The organism is Thalassobacillus sp. B23F22_16, assembly GCF_043496955.1.
GTDB classification, from domain to species: domain Bacteria; phylum Bacillota; class Bacilli; order Bacillales; family Halobacillaceae; genus Thalassobacillus; species Thalassobacillus devorans_A.
Genome location: NZ_JBIEKD010000028.1, coordinates 1 through 17110, shown reverse-complemented (window position 1 = coordinate 17110; position 17110 = coordinate 1). Strand labels below are relative to the sequence as shown.

Here is a 17110-nt window from a genome sequence, read left to right as displayed (position 1 = left end):
TCCACCTACTTTTCCTCATCATTACTATAGGAGATTGTACCATATTTCCTTTCAAAAAAGGGAGCGTCCATCAGGACCGCTCCCTTATCATTTGCTCCTCGGCCATTTGAATGGCGCGTTTCACGATATTTCCGGCATCCCGGGTTGTAATTCCACCCCAGCCTTCCTTCTGAACCGTGTCATAAAACCCAAGTTCTTTCGCAATTTCTTCTTTGAGGTGATCAGACATAACCCCTCTTCTTCTGCTCATCCGTTTACAGCTCCTTTCAAAAAGCTTAGTTACGGACATTCCTAGCATATGTCATTCAGGGGTATTCATTCAGTAACTAATGGGTAACCACGGGAAAAATTCCCTGACATGATTATGGACTATTTCTGATAAAATGAAAAAGAACAGTAAACCATTGTTTACTGTTCCAGATAGCTAGCTTGTAGCTAGTTTGTTCATTTCATCGAAGCTCAATTCCACAGTTTCCGTAAGTACATCCGCATAGCTATAAGATACTCGTTCAAAAGCATTTTCCTCCTGGTCAAGCTCAACAATGAACACAGATGGATACGTTTCTGCCAGAACACCGGAACGTTGGATGGTCTTTCTCCGTCCTCCATTTGCTGTCAATGTCAATCGCTTACCAATTTGGCCTTCAAGGGATTCTTTTATTTCGAATAACGTTTTAGCCACTACACTCCACCTCACTGTATATAAATATAACACAAGCCATCGACGATGTCAAATAAAAACTTATATTATACCAGTATGACAATTTTAATGTCAATAAAATAATTGCTTGTGTCACGATATCTTTATTATTCCTGAAAAAGGTAAAATTATGTATATTAGAAAAAACTGGTTCATACTTTAATCCTTTAGTAAATTTATACTTTCTTAAAGTGAAAAATAAAACGGACTAATCCAAAAGGCTCAAGCATAGGAATTAATGCGCTTATTCTCCCTTTTAGATCATCCGTTTCACACTAAATTTTTGAATTGTTATCTTCTTCTTTATCATTTTCTTCTTTTTCTTTTTCTTCCAGTATTTCCAGGGAGCGAAAAGGCATTCCGACCCTGAGCAGGCCTCGTGTCTCGACCCCTCCAAGCCCCCCTTCTCCTGTCAAGGTATTACGCAATACTTCTCTTACATTCACTTTATCCATAAATGACGTATAGGCGATGCGCGCAACGATATAGACAGGATCCAAAGCGTGAATGTTTATTCGCTGTGGTGAGCTTGCGTAATTAGCCCCAGCTTTAATCAACGACTCGAAATGGGATTGACAGGCACCCGCAAAAATAACCAGTTGATCCAGATGCGATGACTTACTTCGGATTTCACGAACCGTGTCAACAAAATATCGGGAATGGCGATACGCACGTAAGTCACGAACCGAACCTTTATTCTTGGAAAAAGAATCGTGACCGGTGATGACGACAATATCAGGCTGGATCCTTTCAATTAAAGATCCTATTTGAACCGGCATATCTTTTTCACCCATATGAGTCCCATGTACTTGTATACCTAACTGTTGATAGAGTTGGATGCACTTTTTCAGAAAAAGTTGATCTCCGTCAACATGGAGGACACGTGGAGCTATTTGAAAATAATTATTTTCAAACTTAAAGCCATCTGTCGACTCATGATCCCTTTTTTCTTTCAGCAGCTGATAATCCTGGCGGAACAACCGATAAGAATAGTCTTCCTGTACTTTCACTTTCTTTTTATGTGCCCGGTATTCTTCGCCTGTCACTTTCTTCAAATCAGAAATAGGAGCATCTGCCTCCAGCCGGAAGTCCTCTCCAAATAAAAGCACCCGGTCCTCTTTGACAGATTGAACACGGAATAACAAGTCGTGTTGATGAGAGATGCGTGTTACTAAATCCCCTTTGACAATCATCTTGCCACCACCTCATACATTTCACTAACATAGCCTATGTGAAATGTATGAAGTTGTGTACTCTTTAAGGGTTAAACCGCCTTCTGTTTCTCATAAAAAGCATTGGCCAAAACCGCAAATTCTTCCATCGTCAAAGATTCTCCCCTGCGGGATGGCTCAATTCCGATATTCGCCAGCGTTTCCCGAATTTGATCTTTTTCCAGCTCCCCTTTGAAATGACGGGAGAGGTTATTCATCAATGTTTTACGACGCTGTCCAAAAGTTGCCTGAACCGTTGAGAAGAAAAAGTCTTCATCGGTGACTTGTACGGGCGGAACGTCACGAAGAACCAACTGCAGGACAGCAGAGTCAACATTTGGCTGTGGCATGAATACAGTTTTCGGGACATTCATCACCACTTTTGCTTCTGTATAGTATTGAACGGCTATCGATAATGAACCGTAGCTTTTCGTATTTGGTGAAGCGGCCATCCGATCTGCCACTTCCTTTTGGATCATAACGGTGATATTGTCGACCGGAAGTCGTTCCATTAATAATTTCATTAAAATAGGTGTCGTAATGTAATAAGGAAGATTAGCAACCATTTTTAAACTCTGTCCCGGTTCAAAGTTTGTTTTAATCACTTCATGGACGTCCGCTTCTAAAATATCCTTGTTGATGACCGATACATTATCGTATGGAGACAGGGTTTCTTCCAATATCGGCACCAGCCGCTGATCGATTTCAAAAGCAACCACCCGACCAGCATGTCTCGCGAGCTGCTCGGTCAGTGCCCCTATACCCGGCCCTATCTCAATCGCGCCAGACCGTTCATCTACCCCCGCATATCGCACAATATTCTCTAAAATATTGGCATCAATTAAAAAATTTTGTCCCAGACTTTTCTTAAAGGAAAAACCATATTGTTCGAGAATTTCTTTCGTTCTCGTCGGAGTGGCTATTGCTTTTTGGTTATTCATCGTTTTCCTCCTGTATCAACATTTCCATTGTTTGTTCGAATTCCTGTTTTGAAATTTGGAACATATTCAGACGCTTCAGTAATTGTTTGCCATTGGCCTTCCCGATTCGAAGGCGTTCCCCCAACTTGTCTCTCCTTCGACTTGCATGGGGACCACCTAACAACCCATAGGCTAATAAATCGGCCTTTGTAATTTCATTATTTTCTGTTTCGGTTAATTCATATACAGAGGCGAGAGCTTCTTGAATCGCTTTTAAGGATGCATGCTCAATTCCGATCCCATGATCAAATTTGGACCGTGCCTGATCTTTCGGTAAAAAAGCATGTTTGCATCCAGGAACAGCCTCAGAAATTATCATACGGATCCGCTCACCTGGAGCATCAGGGTCCGTAAAAATAATCACGCCCCGCTTTTCTTTTGCATGTCTGATTCGCTCAATTATTTCCTGGTTAATAGCCGAGCCGTTGGATTCGATCGTATCCGCATCCACCGCTTGTTTCACTTTTGTCGTGTCATCTTTTCCTTCTACCACAATCACTTCTTTAATTTTTTTCACTTATACTCCTCCGTGCAACAATACGCTAGTAGCTTTCAGCATACCACGAAATGAACCCAAAAGAAAAAGCAGAGGAGCGGGTCCCCTGCTTATCGTTATTTTCCGAGTATTTTCACTTGCACTGTCTTACGCCCGAAGCTTTGCGCCTTGCTCTTGGAAGACATGAACAGGTCGATCTTATTACCCTTGATCGCTCCACCTGTATCTCCGGCAATTGCATTTCCGTAGCCTTCGACCCACACCCTAGTACCAAGTGGAATGACGTTAGGATCGACAGCAATTACTTTCGCATCAGGATTCGCTTTCAGATTGATGCCTGTTGCCGTAATGCCGGAACATCCACTGCAGCTGGCTGTATAAGCAGTGGCACTCATTTGCAGTGTTTTGACCGAGCTCTCTGAGTCTCCACGAGAAACTGTGGTGTCACTGTCACTATTACCTGAGTTCGATTTCTGAGTAGAACTATTATTGGAATCCGAAGATTTATTCGTATTATTCGATGCCTGTGTTACAACTTTCTTTTCCTCTTCTTTTGTACCAATTGCAACGATTTTATTTTGGCTTTCCTTTTGCTGCTCTTCCTTGATCAGCTTCCGGTCGACCTCTTCGCCATTTTTCAAGGTCACTTCGTACTTCTTCGTGATAAGTCCTTTTTCACCATCCGTAACCGTTTTTCTTTCCCCTTTCGGGAGAGAACCATCCTGTTTAGTTACAACAGTAAAGTCTATTTCTTCTTCGATTACATCGGTGACTTTTTCTACACGTGTGATTTTTACAGGTGTTTTTTCTGTCAGTTGTTTGGACTCTTGAGGTTTCAATTCATCCATTTCACCTAACTCGATTTCCTGATCCTTCAGGAAGTCACCGACAGTGGAAGCAGTAGTCCAGACTTGTGTTTTTTCACCGCCATCATTAATGGTGACCTGGAATGCTTTTGCAATTTCTATATTCATATCAGGCTCAATCGGATCCATTTCCGTATGAGAAACCTCATCTCGTTTTTTAAAATGAAGATCCTGCTCCTCGAAAAACTCTCCGACTGTTTCTGCAGTTGTATAATAATCTTTTTGTTCGCCATCGATTACTACATGGACTGGCTCGGCACTTTGATAATCGACTTCCATCCCGTTAGCCAATGCAGTATCTTCTGGATGCGATAATTCATCATATTCTGAGGTGTTGATCTCTAATGTCTGCAGAAGTTCACCCACTGTGTCGGCATGTGTACGTAGTTGGGTTGTTTCCCCGTTGTGATTAACAGTGACTTCTGCTTTGGTTGCTTCATGAGTTATAACTCCAAGTAAGGCAAACAATACGGCGCTGCTAATAATCGTTAAGACCAGCGTAGTTTTTGAAGCTGGCAACAATTTAGAAAATATTTTCATGCCCCGTGCCTCCCCTTTTTTGTACTTTAAGAATGTTTAACTTTCTTAAAGGATTAAAGTATAAGAAAAACTATGGCTTTCACCATTACTTGGCGAAAAGCCAAGTTTTCCTAAATAAACGCTTCATAACATAAAAATAAATGCCTATGTAAAAACCAAAGCTTGCTCGCTCGGTTGCACAATACCCAATATACACGTCCGACCTCCGAATTAAAATAACAAACATGTTACAATTCTCATACATTTGTATAATAAAATAGGAAAAAAGTACCTTTCATTCAAAAAACGACATCAAAAAGACAAGTAACACCACATTTCTCCACGACTTTCTTCCTGTGTCCTTAAATTTAAAAAACCGTCCTCTTTTGAGAGGACGGGAAAAAATCACCTTTTTTATTCTTTTATTGGGGAATGTTGAAGAATTTAAGGGCATTTCTAGTCGTTTTTTCGCTCACTTCTTCCAATGAAACGCCTTTCAAATCAGCAATTTGCTCTGCCACTAATTTAACATAAGCCGGCTCGTTTCGTTTGCCGCGATTAGGATGGGGAGCCAAAAATGGACAGTCGGTCTCTACCAGCAAGTGGTCAAGCTCAATCGCTTCTGCCACTTCTTTTGGCCGTTTAGCATTTTTGAAGGTGACTGGTCCCCCGAGGGAAATCATAAAATTCATTTTCACGCATTCTTCCGCAATCTCTACAGAACCGCTGTAGCAATGCATGATGCCTCCTACTTCTTCGGCTTTTTCTTCTTTTAAAATATCCACGATATCCTGGGTCGCTTCCCGGTTATGGATAATGATCGGCATGTTCACTTTTTTGGCTAAGTGTATTTGTTTGCGAAACACTTCTTTTTGGACATCAGCAGGGGATTTATCCCAGTGATAATCAAGACCCATTTCCCCTAAGGCAACTACTTTCGGGTGGGAAGACAGTTCCTCCAGCCAGTCAAGGTCAGTATCTTCCATGTCAATAGCATCCACGGGATGCCAGCCGACAGCAGCATATATATTATCATGGGACTCTGCGATTTCAATCGCTAATGGAATGGTCTGTCGGTCGAATCCCACGACAACCATATATTTTACTCCTTCATCCTTTGCCCGTTGGATGACTTCCTCACGATCTTCCTTAAATTGTTCTGCATTCAAATGGACATGTGTATCAAATAACATCATTCCAACCACCTTTCAAAGTTAAACTTGTTATAGTTATGCAGGCAAAATCAGTCTTCGACTTTTCGATTCTTCAGTTGAATAAGCCTCAGTTGATAGGTCCACACCATAACTTTTTAACAGAGCCATTTTTTATAAGCAAAGGGAAAGCCATTATTAGCTTTCCCTTTTGTCCAATTATTTAACTTTCGCACCATTTTCCAGGGTCTGGTCGATAGAAGCTAAGGCAAGTTTGCCGCTCTCATCTTCACCAGCTAAAATCATTCCCTGGGAAAGTTCGCCACGGAGTTTGACAGGCTTCAAATTCGTTACACAAATTACTTTTTTACCCACCAACTCTTCCGGCGTATAATGTTCTGCAATTCCTGATACGACCTGTCGCTTTTCATAGCCAAGATCTAATTGAATTCTTAGCAGCTTATCTGCTTTTTTTATCTTGTCGACCTGAGTTACTTCCGCTACACGGAAATCCAGTTTCATGAAGTCGTCAATCGTAACTTCTTCTGACTGTTCTTCTTTCTTCGGCTCTGGCTTTGCTGCAGGTTTTTTCATCATGTCTTTGATTGCTTGAATTTCAACCTCAGCGTCCAGGCGAGGGAAGATAGGATCGTCTTTTTGAACCTTGGTCCCTTCAGGGAGCATTCCGATTTGTTCCAGGCTGTCCCATTGCTTCAACTCTTCCTGTTCTACTCCAAGCTGCTTGAAAATTTTCTCCGGAGTCTGGGTCAGGAATGGCTGCAGCATGACAGCGATATGACGCAAGGATTCGGCCAGGTGGGCCATGACATTGCCAAGGCGTTCTTTCTTGTTTTCGTCCTTCGCCAATACCCACGGCTGTGTTTCATCAATATATTTATTAGTGCGGCTGACAAAAGTCCAAAGCTGGGAAAGAGCTACCGAAAATTCCATATTTTCCAGGTTCTCTTCTACTTGTGCTTTTGTTTGTTTCGCCAGTTGCTCCAGGTTCTCGTCATGCTGATCTTCTCCAGTCTTAAATGCCGGAATCTCGCCGCCAAAGTACTTACTGATCATTGCCACCGTACGATTCAACAAGTTTCCTAAATCATTGGCAAGGTCATAATTGGTACGTTCTACGAACCCTTCCGGCGTAAAAACTCCATCAGAGCCGAATGGCACTTCACGAAGCAAGTAATAACGAAGAGCATCGAGTCCATAACGGTCAATCAGTTTCACCGGATCGACGACATTTCCTTTTGATTTGGACATTTTGCCGTCTTTCATCAGAATCCAGCCGTGAGCGAAGACTTTCTTCGGTAGAGGCAAGTCCAAAGCCATCAGCATAATCGGCCAGTAAATCGTATGGAACCGTACGATCTCTTTTCCGACAAGATGGACATCCGCCGGCCAATATTGTTGATACCGTTCATCTTTGTCCGTGCCATAACCCAGCGCAGTGATGTAATTGCTGAGTGCATCAATCCACACATAAATAACGTGCTTGGCGTTACCTGGGACTTGTACACCCCAGTCGAAGGTGGTACGAGAGACAGCCAGATCTTCCAATCCTGGCTTGATAAAGTTATTGATCATTTCATTTTTACGGCTTTCCGGCTGGATGAACTCCGGATTTTCTTCATAGAAGGCAAGCAGCTGGTCGACATACTTGCTCATCTTGAAGAAATAGGATTCTTCTTTTACCTTTTCCACCGGACCTCCACAGTCAGGGCATTTGCCATTATCCAGCTGACGCTCTGTGAAGAAGGATTCACAAGGCGTGCAATACCAGCCTTCATACTGATCGAGGTAGATATCTCCCTTTTCAAGCAAGTGGGAGAAAATCTTTTCGACAATATTTTTATGACGGTCCTGTGTCGTCCGGATAAAATCGTCATAGGAAATATCAAGCTTTTCCCATAGACCCTTGATCCCACTTACGATATCATCTACGTAGGCTTGAGGCGTGACATCTTGCTCTTTCGCTTTACGCTGGATTTTTTGACCGTGCTCATCCGTTCCAGTCAAATACATCACATCAAACCCTCGTAAACGTTTATACCTAGCCATCGCATCTCCCGCTACGGTAGTGTAAGCATGACCGATATGGAGATTGCCGCTTGGATAGTAGATTGGTGTTGTAATATAGAATGTATTCTTTTCTTTTGGCATCCTTTTCCCTCCTCAGACTATATTCGAAAGGCTAGCGTCTAGCCTTTATTGAATAACTTTCCGTATCTCCTTATTGTATCGATTTATATAGAGGATTTCCATTCCTAACATCAAAATATACCGTAGAAACCTATGAAATTCAAAAAATGAGCCAGGAACAGAGATAGAATATTGGGTGCTGATCAAAGTATTTTTATATTTTTTGTCGAAACACCCCCATATACTGACAGAAATTTGTCGAATGGTATGGTCGGAATCCCTGGTAAAGGAATTCAATAAATTGTAATAAATTATCAAAAATGTTACATAATTGAATCTTGAAAAACCAGTAAAATCCCAATATGGATACTTATTTCTTCAATAACACACTACATCTAGTAGCTTTAACGAGTTAATGTGTTGGGACAATTGGAAAAATTAAGAATTGACATAGCTGGCAAAGGTTGGTATTATGACCTTAGACAGATGTCGAAATCTGGCGAAAATTTTTGATTGAGGGGAGAAACAAAAATGAAATCTACTGGTATTGTAAGAAAAGTTGATGAACTTGGACGCGTGGTTATTCCGATTGAGCTTCGTCGCACATTAGGAATCAACGAAAAAGACGCATTGGAAATCTATGTGGATGATGATCGGATTGTATTGAAAAAATATAAGCCGAACATGACATGCCACGTTACTGGTGAGGTATCTGAGGACAACCTTTCCCTGGCAAATGGCAAATTGGTACTCAGCCGCGAAGGTGCTAGCAAATTGATGAAAGAAATCGAGGATAGCATTAAATAAGGTAAACAGACAAAGAGACAGAGATAAAATAAAAAAAGCACTGACTGAAACGACTGGCAGTCAGTGCTTTTTTATATTCTATGACGGATGAATGGGAACATGCTATTCTTCTACATGGTACGCTTGATACACCTCACGTTTTGGAAGTTTACGGTCATTTGCAGCTTGCTTGATCGCCTGTTTGCTCGACATGCCTTCTTTCTCGATGTAGTGCTCAACATGATCGATAACCGATAAACTGCTCCACCATAACTCATCCTCAATTATCTCCGCTTTATTTCCTTCCACTACAATGCAAAACTCTCCACGAAGTTCACTTGTTTCCGCCCACTCGATCGCTTCATCCATATCTCCACGAATGTATTCTTCATAGCGCTTCGTCAGCTCCCTCGATATAGCGACTTTCCGGTTTCCTAACACATTCTGTATCGCTTTTAATGTTTCTTTCAAACGATGCGGGGATTCATAAAATACAAGTGTGGATCGGAAGGACTTGATGTCCTCCAATTCTTGTTCCCGATCCTTTTTTTTGCGCGGCAAAAACCCATAGTAATGAAACTTTTCCGTTTCCAGGCCTGATCCTATTAAAGCGCATAGAGCTGCGTTCGGTCCGGGAAGGACAACCACCGGAATATTGCTGGCGATAGCGGATTGGATCAGTTCATAACCAGGATCAGATATTCCCGGCATTCCAGCATCACTGACGACAGCGAGATCCTCTCCGTTTTCCAGCATCTCGATCAACTGATTTTCACGGGTGTGCTTGTTATGTTCATGGTAACTTACTAAAGGCGTATGAATGTCAAAGTGACTCAATAACTTTTTTGTGTTTCGCGTATCTTCGGCAGCTATTTTAACAGCATCCTGTAACGTTCGGACAGCCCGGAAGGTCATATCTTCGAGGTTCCCGATTGGTGTTGGCACAATATAAAGTGTGCCATAATCAGATGCAGCAAAACTTTTTTGTATTTCCATTCAGTCTCCCTCACTCTTTAAAGCAATCAATGCTTCTTTTTTAGTCCTGCTCAACCGTTTAATTTGAAATTCCTTGCGCATAGCTGCTGTTTTCGTTTCGAAGCTTTCCCAGTACACCAGTTCAAATGGTCCACGCCCTCTGGTGTACTTTGCACCTTTACCACTTTCATGTTTAGCGAGACGCTGTTCTAAATTATTGGTATAGCCCGTATAGAAGGAACCATCGTTGCATTTCAGTATATATACATAATGGCTATTTTCCATAAAGGATGTTCCTTAACTCGTCCGTATATTCACCCTCATCCGTAAAGGCATAAAGCGGCGGGAGGATTTTCAAATCTGCATTCCCGTCCCTGATTCCTTCCACCAGCAGAATATTAGCTTCTTTTCCCATTTTCGGATACACGAGTCGGAGCCGTTTCGGTTCGATTTTATACTTTCGAAACAGCGTCAATATATCTGCCATCCTGCCCGGTCTGTGTACCATGGATACCTTGCCTCCAGAGCGGACAAGCCTGCTGCACGATTGTACCACCTCTTCAAGGGAACAGTATATTTCATGTCGGGCAATCGTCAAATAATCATTTAAGTTCTGCTCTTTTTTTCTCGGGGTAGGAAAATAAGGAGGATTGACGGTCACCAAATCGAATTTTCTATTGCCGTATCGTGCGGGCATATCCTTCAAATCACCATGGATGATTTCCAGTTGACCCTCCAACTGGTTCAGTTCGACATTGCGTACCGCCATATCATATAACCGTTCTTGAATTTCAACCCCTGTTATTTGAACTTGCGAGCGACGAGACAGAAGCAGGGGAATGACGCCATTCCCTGTACACAAATCAATGATTTTCCCCCGCTTGACCGGGACATAGGTGAAGTCAGCAAGCAAGACCGCATCAAGGGAAAATGCAAAAGCGCTAGGACTTTGGATGATTTGCATCGTCTCATCCGCTAACAAATCATCTATTCGTTCATCATCTTTCAATACAACCATCTGTTTTCCAGCTACCTTTCTTACTCATTTCTATTATCTTATAAAAAGAAAGCCTCTCCTTACGGGAAGGAAAGGCGGTGTTCCGTTTATTTTTTCTTGTTCAGGAACGATAGACAGAACAAACAATCTTCATCTCTTGGACTGCCAAAATGTAAGTTGCAAATATGAAAGCCTTCTTCATATAACCGGGCAAGGTTGTCATAACCTTCCCCCACATATGAATCCTTGGAAGTGGTTTTTCCTTTTGATGCTTGTTGCCGGGCAGGCACTTCTGTCTCCCTATCCAGCCGCTTCCTTAAGTGGTGGTTTTCCAGGGATAAGTGTTGGTTTTCCTCTAAAAGATGTGCCAACTGGGTTTTTAAATCACCTAATTGCTGATATAGTTCTCCAATTTGTGATTCTAAATGGGATACTTGCTCGAAAATTTCTTTCTTGTTCACGCTTCCTTCCACCCCGTCATTCTGTGGCTTGGGTTGAAACGGCTCCTTCATCAATTAAATCCTGCAACGTATATTCAAGTGTACGTTCGAGCTCAGGGAATTCAATTTGAACAAGTCGTTCCAGCATATTGATTCCTACGACTTTTCCTTTACCCATAGAAGTGGTAATCCGCTGACCAAGATCAGGAAGTTCACGTTTGGCTGCTTCATAGTCATCGTTCTCATACTTTAAGCAGCACATCAAACGTCCACATAGTCCTGAAATTTTCGCCGGGTTCAGCGAGAGGTTCTGATCCTTGGCCATTTTAATGGAAACTGGTTCAAAATCACCAAGGAATGTGGAGCAGCATAACATTCTTCCGCACGGGCCGATGCCGCCGAGCAGCTTCGCTTCATCCCGTACTCCGATTTGGCGAAGTTCAATTCTGGTTTTGAATACAGATGCCAAATCTTTAACAAGTGTCCGGAAGTCTACCCGCCCATCGGCAGTAAAATAAAAAATCACCTTATTGCGATCAAATGTATATTCCACATCAACAAGCTTCATATCAAGCTTGTGGTCTTTAATCTTTTCTTCGCAGACAGCGAAAGCTTCTTTTGCATTTTCTTTATTCTCGGTCACCGTCAATTTATCTTTTTCATCTGCGATCCGGATGACCTTTTTTAAAGGCAATACAATGTCTTCTTCGTCTACCTGCCGGTTGGCAATGACCACTTTCCCGAATTCGATCCCACGGACCGTTTCTACGATTACGTAATCATCCGTAGACATCTGGATGTTCCTTGGGTCAAAATAATATATTTTACCCGCTTGCTTAAAGCGGACGCCTATCACTTCGATCAATTATGATCACCTCTTCAAGTGAAGTGTAAGTTGTTCCATCACAAGTGTTGGATGGACATTCTGATTTATCTTCCGCTTCGCCTCAAGGATAGATGATAAGCCTCTGACTGCGTTTTGACGAGTCAAGGTCATAGACATTTGTTCCATTCTATCTCTTTCTTGCTGGTAAATGATGGCCTCTTCCCGTTCCAACTCATGATTGATCATGTCCTTGTACCAGAACATCAATAAGTCCAAACCGCGTTGAAGCTGCTCTCTTTCCTTAAAATGAGGCATCCACTGATGATTGATAAATAAAAGCGCTTCATTTGGTTTATTGTTCAGCACTTCTATTAATTGTATCACTAATTTTCGTGCATTAGCAAACCAATCATCCGCTTGAATTTCGAGTGCTTCCGACAAATTATTCGTCATTTGCGAAAGCAGCTTTGCGTTTGATTCACTTACACCTTCACCGGTCAGTTTCTCCTCGATACCTTGAGAATTGAGCGGCTGAAAAGCCATCAATTGGCACCTGGAACGAATCGTATCCAGAATAGCATGACTGTTTTCAGTCAGTAGCATGGCTGTTGTCTGCTTACTGGGTTCCTCCAGAAACTTGAGCAGCCGGTTTGCAGCATTGACCGTCATTTTGTCCGCACTTTCGACAATATAGACTTTTTGATTCGATTCCAGGCCCGTATAGGTGAATTCTTTTTGGAGGTGAAGTATTTGATCTTTTTTTATCGACTGCCCATCCGGCTTGATCCAATGGATATCCGGATGGTTTCCTGACTGAATTCTTTTGCAGGCATTGCATTGGTGGCATGGTTCTGCCCCATCACGATTGGGACAAAATATTGCTTTTGCGAATAATAGGCTTATCTCCCGTTTCCCTGTTCCTTGAGAACCCTGGAAGAGATAGGCGTGTGATATACGATTTTTAGTAAAGCTCTTGATCAGCATTTTACTGACTAGGGGTTGGATTTGTTTCATATCTTCCCATGTATGCATTACGATTCCGCCCTTAAGTATACAAATTGATTAATAAACCTTTGACCTCACCAACTATCCCTAAAATATCAATCGACCTTTTCTCCTGATCCATTACAGCGTTTGTCAGCTCGGTCAATTTTTCATCAATCGCTTCGATGGTAGTAAGCTTTCGGGCTTGTCCATCCATACTCCAGCTGTGGGAATGTCTCGTAGTCATGCCGGACTCCACTGTTTCCTGGAGAAAGCTTTTGATCATCCGCTTATATTTAGCCAGGTCCCGGAAAGAACGATGGCGGGCTACACGTTCACCCTGTGCACTGATACCCCCTAATAATTTATGGAGTTCCTGCTCCTTCAATTTATGGTTATGGGATTGAACTAGCGCATCGAATTCTTTCCGGCCTTTTCCATTAGTCGTAGAGGGTTTCTGTGCGGCGTCTATCTGCGCGCGAATTTCCTGACTGATTTTCACGTTCTATAAACCCCTTTACACTAAAATTGGAAATAGGATTCTACTGGCAAGATAAAAACAGTGGCACCACCAACTTCTACCTTGACCGGTTTTGGAATGTAGGAGTCAGCATTTCCTCCCATTGGAGAAATAGGTGCAACCATCTGTTCACGCTGACTACAATTATCTTTGATGATTTCTAATGCTTCATCGACATTTTCATCATTACAACCGATCATTAATGTGGTATTTCCTGCTTTCAGGAATCCGCCTGTAGTAGCTAATTTAGTCGATTGGAAATTACGCTCTGCTAAAGCGTCCGTCAAACGACTACTATCCTTATCCTGAATAACAGCAATGATCATTTTCATAACATTGCAGCCTCCCGTTTCCTTTTTTATATTATATCAAATATCAGCTGTCACGATTACTATTTACTAAATATGGCTGCAGCTCTCGCAGAACTTCTTTTTGAACACCCTCTAATGATTGTGAGGCATCAATAACATGTATACGCTCAGGAAATTTTTTTATCAGCTTCTGATATGCCTCATAGACTTGATGATGAAAATCCAGCTTTTCCATGTCGAGCCGATTTTGCTCCCTGCCTTTATTAGCAGCAATCCTTTTCAGACCATCCTCCGGCTTAATATCAAAAAATAAAGTAATATCCGGCATGCGGTTTTCGATCGCAAACTGATTGATTTGGAACACTTCATCCATGCCAAGGCCACGCGCATAGCCTTGATAAGCCAAACTGCTGTCGACAAATCGGTCGCAAAGGACGACCTTCCCTTCCTTAAGTGCAGGCAGCACTTTCTCGACAAGGTGCTGTCTGCGTGCAGCGGCATATAACAAGGCTTCTGTACGCCCATCCATGGCAGTATGAGCCGGATCTAAAATAATATGACGAATTTTTTCTGCTATCTCGATGCCGCCAGGCTCTCTGGTTGCTAGTACATCATAACCCTTATTGTTTAATTCTTCTGCAACAGTTTTAAGCACAGAAGTTTTCCCTGCGCCCTCACCGCCTTCAAACGTTATAAATAATCCTTCCACAATCATTCTCCTCAGATCTATTTAAAGGTGACCATTCCTTCTTTAATATCATCATTATGAAAACGGGTACCCTGGTCAATTAACTGCACTATTTGTTCTACATGTTTCTTTGTGATTGTTTCCCCTTTTACCAGCAATGGGACGCCAGGAGGATATGGCACGATCGGCTGTGCCGCCACCTTCCCTACTGCCTCCTGCCATGGGGTGAATACGCTTTGCATCTTTTTCATTTTTTCATAAGAAAAAGCCAGTTCCTGAATCTTTTCCGTATACAGATTGACCGCCTTTATTGTAGCATGCTTTCGTGTTGTTTTTAATTGTTCGTTCACGTTAGAAATCGAGTTTTTAAGGCGGCGTACATCAATGTAGTCCCCTAGTCCTGTTATGAGCAAAAGCTGGTCGGGAAGTGCCAGTTCCGGAAATACGCCTGCATCCTCCAATAGAGTTGCTAATTGAAGGCCAGTCCATCCTCTGTCTGCCTGCAGAGTGACTTTAAGAGGGTCATCACACCTACTACCTGGTAATACGGTCCACCCCTCTCCTTCAGCAAAAATTTCTCTGATTTTCGCTGCATGCTGAATAGCCCTCCCAACCATTTCTTCGGTGGCATTAGCTAGAAAATGCCGGGCTAAGTCCAGGCTCGCCATGAGAGGATAAGAAGGACTGCTCGATTGGAAAACTTGAAGAAAATAACGAAGTCTCTCCATATCAATACGATCCCCGTTTGCATGGAGCATTGAAGCCATGGTCATGGCAGGTGCCATTTTATGCGCAGACTGGACGACGAGATCTGCTCCTGCTTCTAAAGCTGAGGAAGGAAAGGGACGGCCTAAGTGAAAATGGATTCCATGAGCCTCATCTACCAGAACAGGGACTTCATGATGATGGGTTGTCTTGATAATCTCTTCAATCTCATAAGTACGGCCAAAGTAGTCGGGGTAAGTCAGTACAAGGCCTTTCGCTTCTGGAAAACGAACCAGTGCTTCTTCTACGGTCTCTACCTCTATTTTGCTGTATCTTGCTGATTGTTCCTCATAGCTGGGCGCCAAAAAGACGGGCTGAGCTCCTGCCAGTTCTAAACCATGCAGAATGGATTTGTGGCAATTCCGCTGGACAATTATCTTATCTCCCGCCTGGCATATCGTTAGAAGCATCGCCAGGTTTCCAGCAGTGCTTCCATTGATTAGAAAGTAGGATGACTCACTGTTAAAATAATCAGCAGCTAATGCTTGTGCCTCTTGTATCGGACCGTGTGCATCATGTAAATCATCCATACCGGTAATCTCCGTAGCATCCATCTGAAGAAAAGATTGAAACTCATCCATGCCTCGGCTTGAAAATATTTTTCCATTTTTATGCCCTGGTACATGGTAGGAGTCAAGTGCGCGATTTTTATAATCTACCAGCGTATCGTAAAGTGGCGTTTTGGTTTGGTCTAAAGACATAAAAGGCTTCCCCTTTTTAGTTACAATGAAAATCTCCTTCATCTTATCTAACTCACCGAATGATTACAAGCACAGACGCTGGTAAGGCGTTTTTTTATAAAACGCTTATTCAACTATAGGGCCGAAAAGTCGAAGACTTGATTTCAAATATATCAAGGGTCTTATCCATAAAAGTGTCAGGGGCGGCTGGGGAACTGGAGTCTCGCAGTTTCCCAACCACCCCATCCGAAGGATGGGAGAAAAGAACCCCCTATTATAGATGAGACTGCCTTCTAAGTAGTTCTCCCTTTGGTTGAAGGACTGCATAACGATGTTTCCATTTCTCCCTTAAACGCAAGGAGGTCCGGGAAATTGCGAGACTCCAGTGGGATGAACATGAGCGGTGAGATCCCGCAAGGCGAAGCCTGAGGAAGCTCACCACATGCCCACGGAAAGCGAGTGATTTCCCGGACCTCCAAACCGTTACTACCGTAACGGAAACAACATATCTTAAAACTGAGTCTTCAGCAATTGGGAGCTTTACTGGAAATGCAACATTGAGATTTAAACAGAGCCTAAAGAAAAAAAGACCTTCGCCTGGACTGCGAAGATCTTCATCTTAAGAATGAATTTTTGATGGCACTATATTTTTCAACTTATTAATATAAAAAGAATATCTAGCATCTCCAGGTTCTGTTTCTATGATTTCTTTCTCACAACTCTCACAAACAAATAATTGATAGATATGAATGCCCTCTGTCGTGTTACGCTCACATATGCCACAGCGATTGATTGATTTCAATCCTATCACCTCCATGGCTTTAGTATGGACCAATCTATCATCTCTTATACTATTTTTTTAGTGTATTTTAACGTGCACGTACAATACTAGATACAAAATAAACCCGGAAGCTTTGGAAAACTTCCGGGTTTTTCGATTGCCTAGCGGCGTCCTACTCTCACGGGGATAAACCCGACTACCATCGGCGCTGGAGAGCTTAACTGCTGTGTTCGGCATGGGAACAGGTGTGACCTCTCCGCTATCGCCACTAGACCTTGACTATTTA

General features: G+C 42.5%; 20 protein-coding genes and 1 rRNA gene. 1 reads left to right on the top strand and 20 read right to left on the bottom strand.

Features of this window, described 5'->3' with window-relative positions:
• Positions 1-70: 70 nt before the first annotated feature.
• The 8 genes from ACGTNI_RS17125 to metG form a co-directional block, all read right to left on the bottom strand.
• Positions 71-250 (bottom strand): small, acid-soluble spore protein, alpha/beta type, encoded by a 180-nt coding sequence (locus ACGTNI_RS17125; protein WP_085504828.1) that lies wholly within the window; start codon positions 248-250, stop codon positions 71-73.
• 174 nt (positions 251-424) lie between these two features.
• Positions 425-682, bottom strand: coding sequence for a biofilm formation stimulator Veg (gene veg, locus ACGTNI_RS17120; protein ID WP_062438443.1), 258 nt, complete (start codon positions 680-682; stop codon positions 425-427).
• Between the two features lie 293 nt (positions 683-975).
• A complete protein-coding gene (gene yabG, locus ACGTNI_RS17115) occupies positions 976-1893 on the bottom strand; it encodes a sporulation peptidase YabG (protein ID WP_394463890.1) in 918 nt (305 codons plus the stop codon).
• A 71-nt stretch (positions 1894-1964) separates the two neighbouring features.
• A complete protein-coding gene (rsmA, locus tag ACGTNI_RS17110) occupies positions 1965-2852 on the bottom strand; it encodes a 16S rRNA (adenine(1518)-N(6)/adenine(1519)-N(6))-dimethyltransferase RsmA (RefSeq protein WP_394463889.1) in 888 nt (295 codons plus the stop codon).
• Positions 2845-3408 (bottom strand): ribonuclease M5, encoded by a 564-nt coding sequence (gene rnmV, locus ACGTNI_RS17105; protein ID WP_085504831.1) that lies wholly within the window; start codon positions 3406-3408, stop codon positions 2845-2847. Before rnmV ends, rsmA begins: the two co-directional genes overlap by 8 nt.
• A 95-nt stretch (positions 3409-3503) precedes the next feature.
• Positions 3504-4793, bottom strand: a complete 1290-nt coding sequence (locus tag ACGTNI_RS17100; protein WP_085504832.1) for a resuscitation-promoting factor — start codon at positions 4791-4793, stop codon at positions 3504-3506.
• A 401-nt stretch (positions 4794-5194) separates the two neighbouring features.
• The gene (locus ACGTNI_RS17095; protein ID WP_085504833.1) at positions 5195-5965 is read right to left on the bottom strand and encodes a TatD family hydrolase; all 771 of its coding nucleotides are present in this window, start codon (positions 5963-5965) and stop codon (positions 5195-5197) included.
• 177 nt (positions 5966-6142) lie between these two features.
• On the bottom strand, positions 6143-8092 hold the full coding sequence (gene metG, locus ACGTNI_RS17090) for a methionine--tRNA ligase (protein ID WP_394463888.1): 1950 nt from the start codon (positions 8090-8092) through the stop codon (positions 6143-6145).
• Between the two features lie 510 nt (positions 8093-8602).
• Here metG and abrB point away from each other — a divergent pair.
• Positions 8603-8878 (top strand): transition state genes transcriptional regulator AbrB, encoded by a 276-nt coding sequence (gene abrB / locus ACGTNI_RS17085; RefSeq protein WP_062438421.1) that lies wholly within the window; start codon positions 8603-8605, stop codon positions 8876-8878.
• Between the two features lie 102 nt (positions 8879-8980).
• On the opposite strand, the gene rsmI is transcribed toward abrB, so the two are convergent.
• The 12 genes from rsmI to rrf all read right to left on the bottom strand — a co-directional run bounded on the left by rsmI (position 8981) and on the right by rrf (position 17097).
• Positions 8981-9853 carry a 16S rRNA (cytidine(1402)-2'-O)-methyltransferase gene (rsmI, locus tag ACGTNI_RS17080; RefSeq protein WP_394463887.1) on the bottom strand — a complete coding sequence of 291 codons (873 nt, stop codon included), beginning with the start codon at positions 9851-9853 and terminating at the stop codon, positions 8981-8983.
• Positions 9854-10117 carry a GIY-YIG nuclease family protein gene (locus ACGTNI_RS17075; protein ID WP_085504836.1) on the bottom strand — a complete coding sequence of 88 codons (264 nt, stop codon included), beginning with the start codon at positions 10115-10117 and terminating at the stop codon, positions 9854-9856. It abuts the gene before it with no gap.
• On the bottom strand, positions 10107-10850 hold the full coding sequence (locus ACGTNI_RS17070) for a tRNA1(Val) (adenine(37)-N6)-methyltransferase (RefSeq protein ID WP_085504837.1): 744 nt from the start codon (positions 10848-10850) through the stop codon (positions 10107-10109). Before ACGTNI_RS17070 ends, ACGTNI_RS17075 begins: the two co-directional genes overlap by 11 nt.
• A gap of 86 nt (positions 10851-10936) precedes the next feature.
• Positions 10937-11290, bottom strand: a complete 354-nt coding sequence (gene yabA, locus ACGTNI_RS17065; RefSeq protein ID WP_139823686.1) for a DNA replication initiation control protein YabA — start codon at positions 11288-11290, stop codon at positions 10937-10939.
• Between the two features lie 16 nt (positions 11291-11306).
• The gene (locus ACGTNI_RS17060) at positions 11307-12134 is read right to left on the bottom strand and encodes a PSP1 domain-containing protein (protein WP_085504839.1); all 828 of its coding nucleotides are present in this window, start codon (positions 12132-12134) and stop codon (positions 11307-11309) included.
• A gap of 6 nt (positions 12135-12140) precedes the next feature.
• Entirely contained in the window at positions 12141-13127 is a 987-nt protein-coding gene (gene holB / locus ACGTNI_RS17055) for a DNA polymerase III subunit delta' (protein WP_394463886.1), read from the bottom strand.
• A 13-nt stretch (positions 13128-13140) separates the two neighbouring features.
• Positions 13141-13581: a YaaR family protein gene (locus tag ACGTNI_RS17050; protein ID WP_085504841.1), complete on the bottom strand. Its 441-nt coding sequence runs from the start codon at positions 13579-13581 to the stop codon at positions 13141-13143.
• A 20-nt stretch (positions 13582-13601) separates the two neighbouring features.
• Positions 13602-13931: a cyclic di-AMP receptor DarA gene (gene darA, locus ACGTNI_RS17045; RefSeq protein ID WP_085504842.1), complete on the bottom strand. Its 330-nt coding sequence runs from the start codon at positions 13929-13931 to the stop codon at positions 13602-13604.
• Between the two features lie 43 nt (positions 13932-13974).
• Positions 13975-14619, bottom strand: coding sequence for a dTMP kinase (gene tmk, locus ACGTNI_RS17040; protein WP_085504843.1), 645 nt, complete (start codon positions 14617-14619; stop codon positions 13975-13977).
• Between the two features lie 17 nt (positions 14620-14636).
• The gene (locus ACGTNI_RS17035; protein ID WP_394463884.1) at positions 14637-16064 is read right to left on the bottom strand and encodes an aminotransferase class I/II-fold pyridoxal phosphate-dependent enzyme; all 1428 of its coding nucleotides are present in this window, start codon (positions 16062-16064) and stop codon (positions 14637-14639) included.
• 598 nt (positions 16065-16662) lie between these two features.
• On the bottom strand, positions 16663-16845 hold the full coding sequence (locus ACGTNI_RS17030; protein WP_254901653.1) for a sigma factor G inhibitor Gin: 183 nt from the start codon (positions 16843-16845) through the stop codon (positions 16663-16665).
• Between the two features lie 138 nt (positions 16846-16983).
• A 5S ribosomal RNA gene (gene rrf, locus ACGTNI_RS17025) occupies positions 16984-17097 on the bottom strand.
• Positions 17098-17110 lie beyond the last annotated feature (13 nt).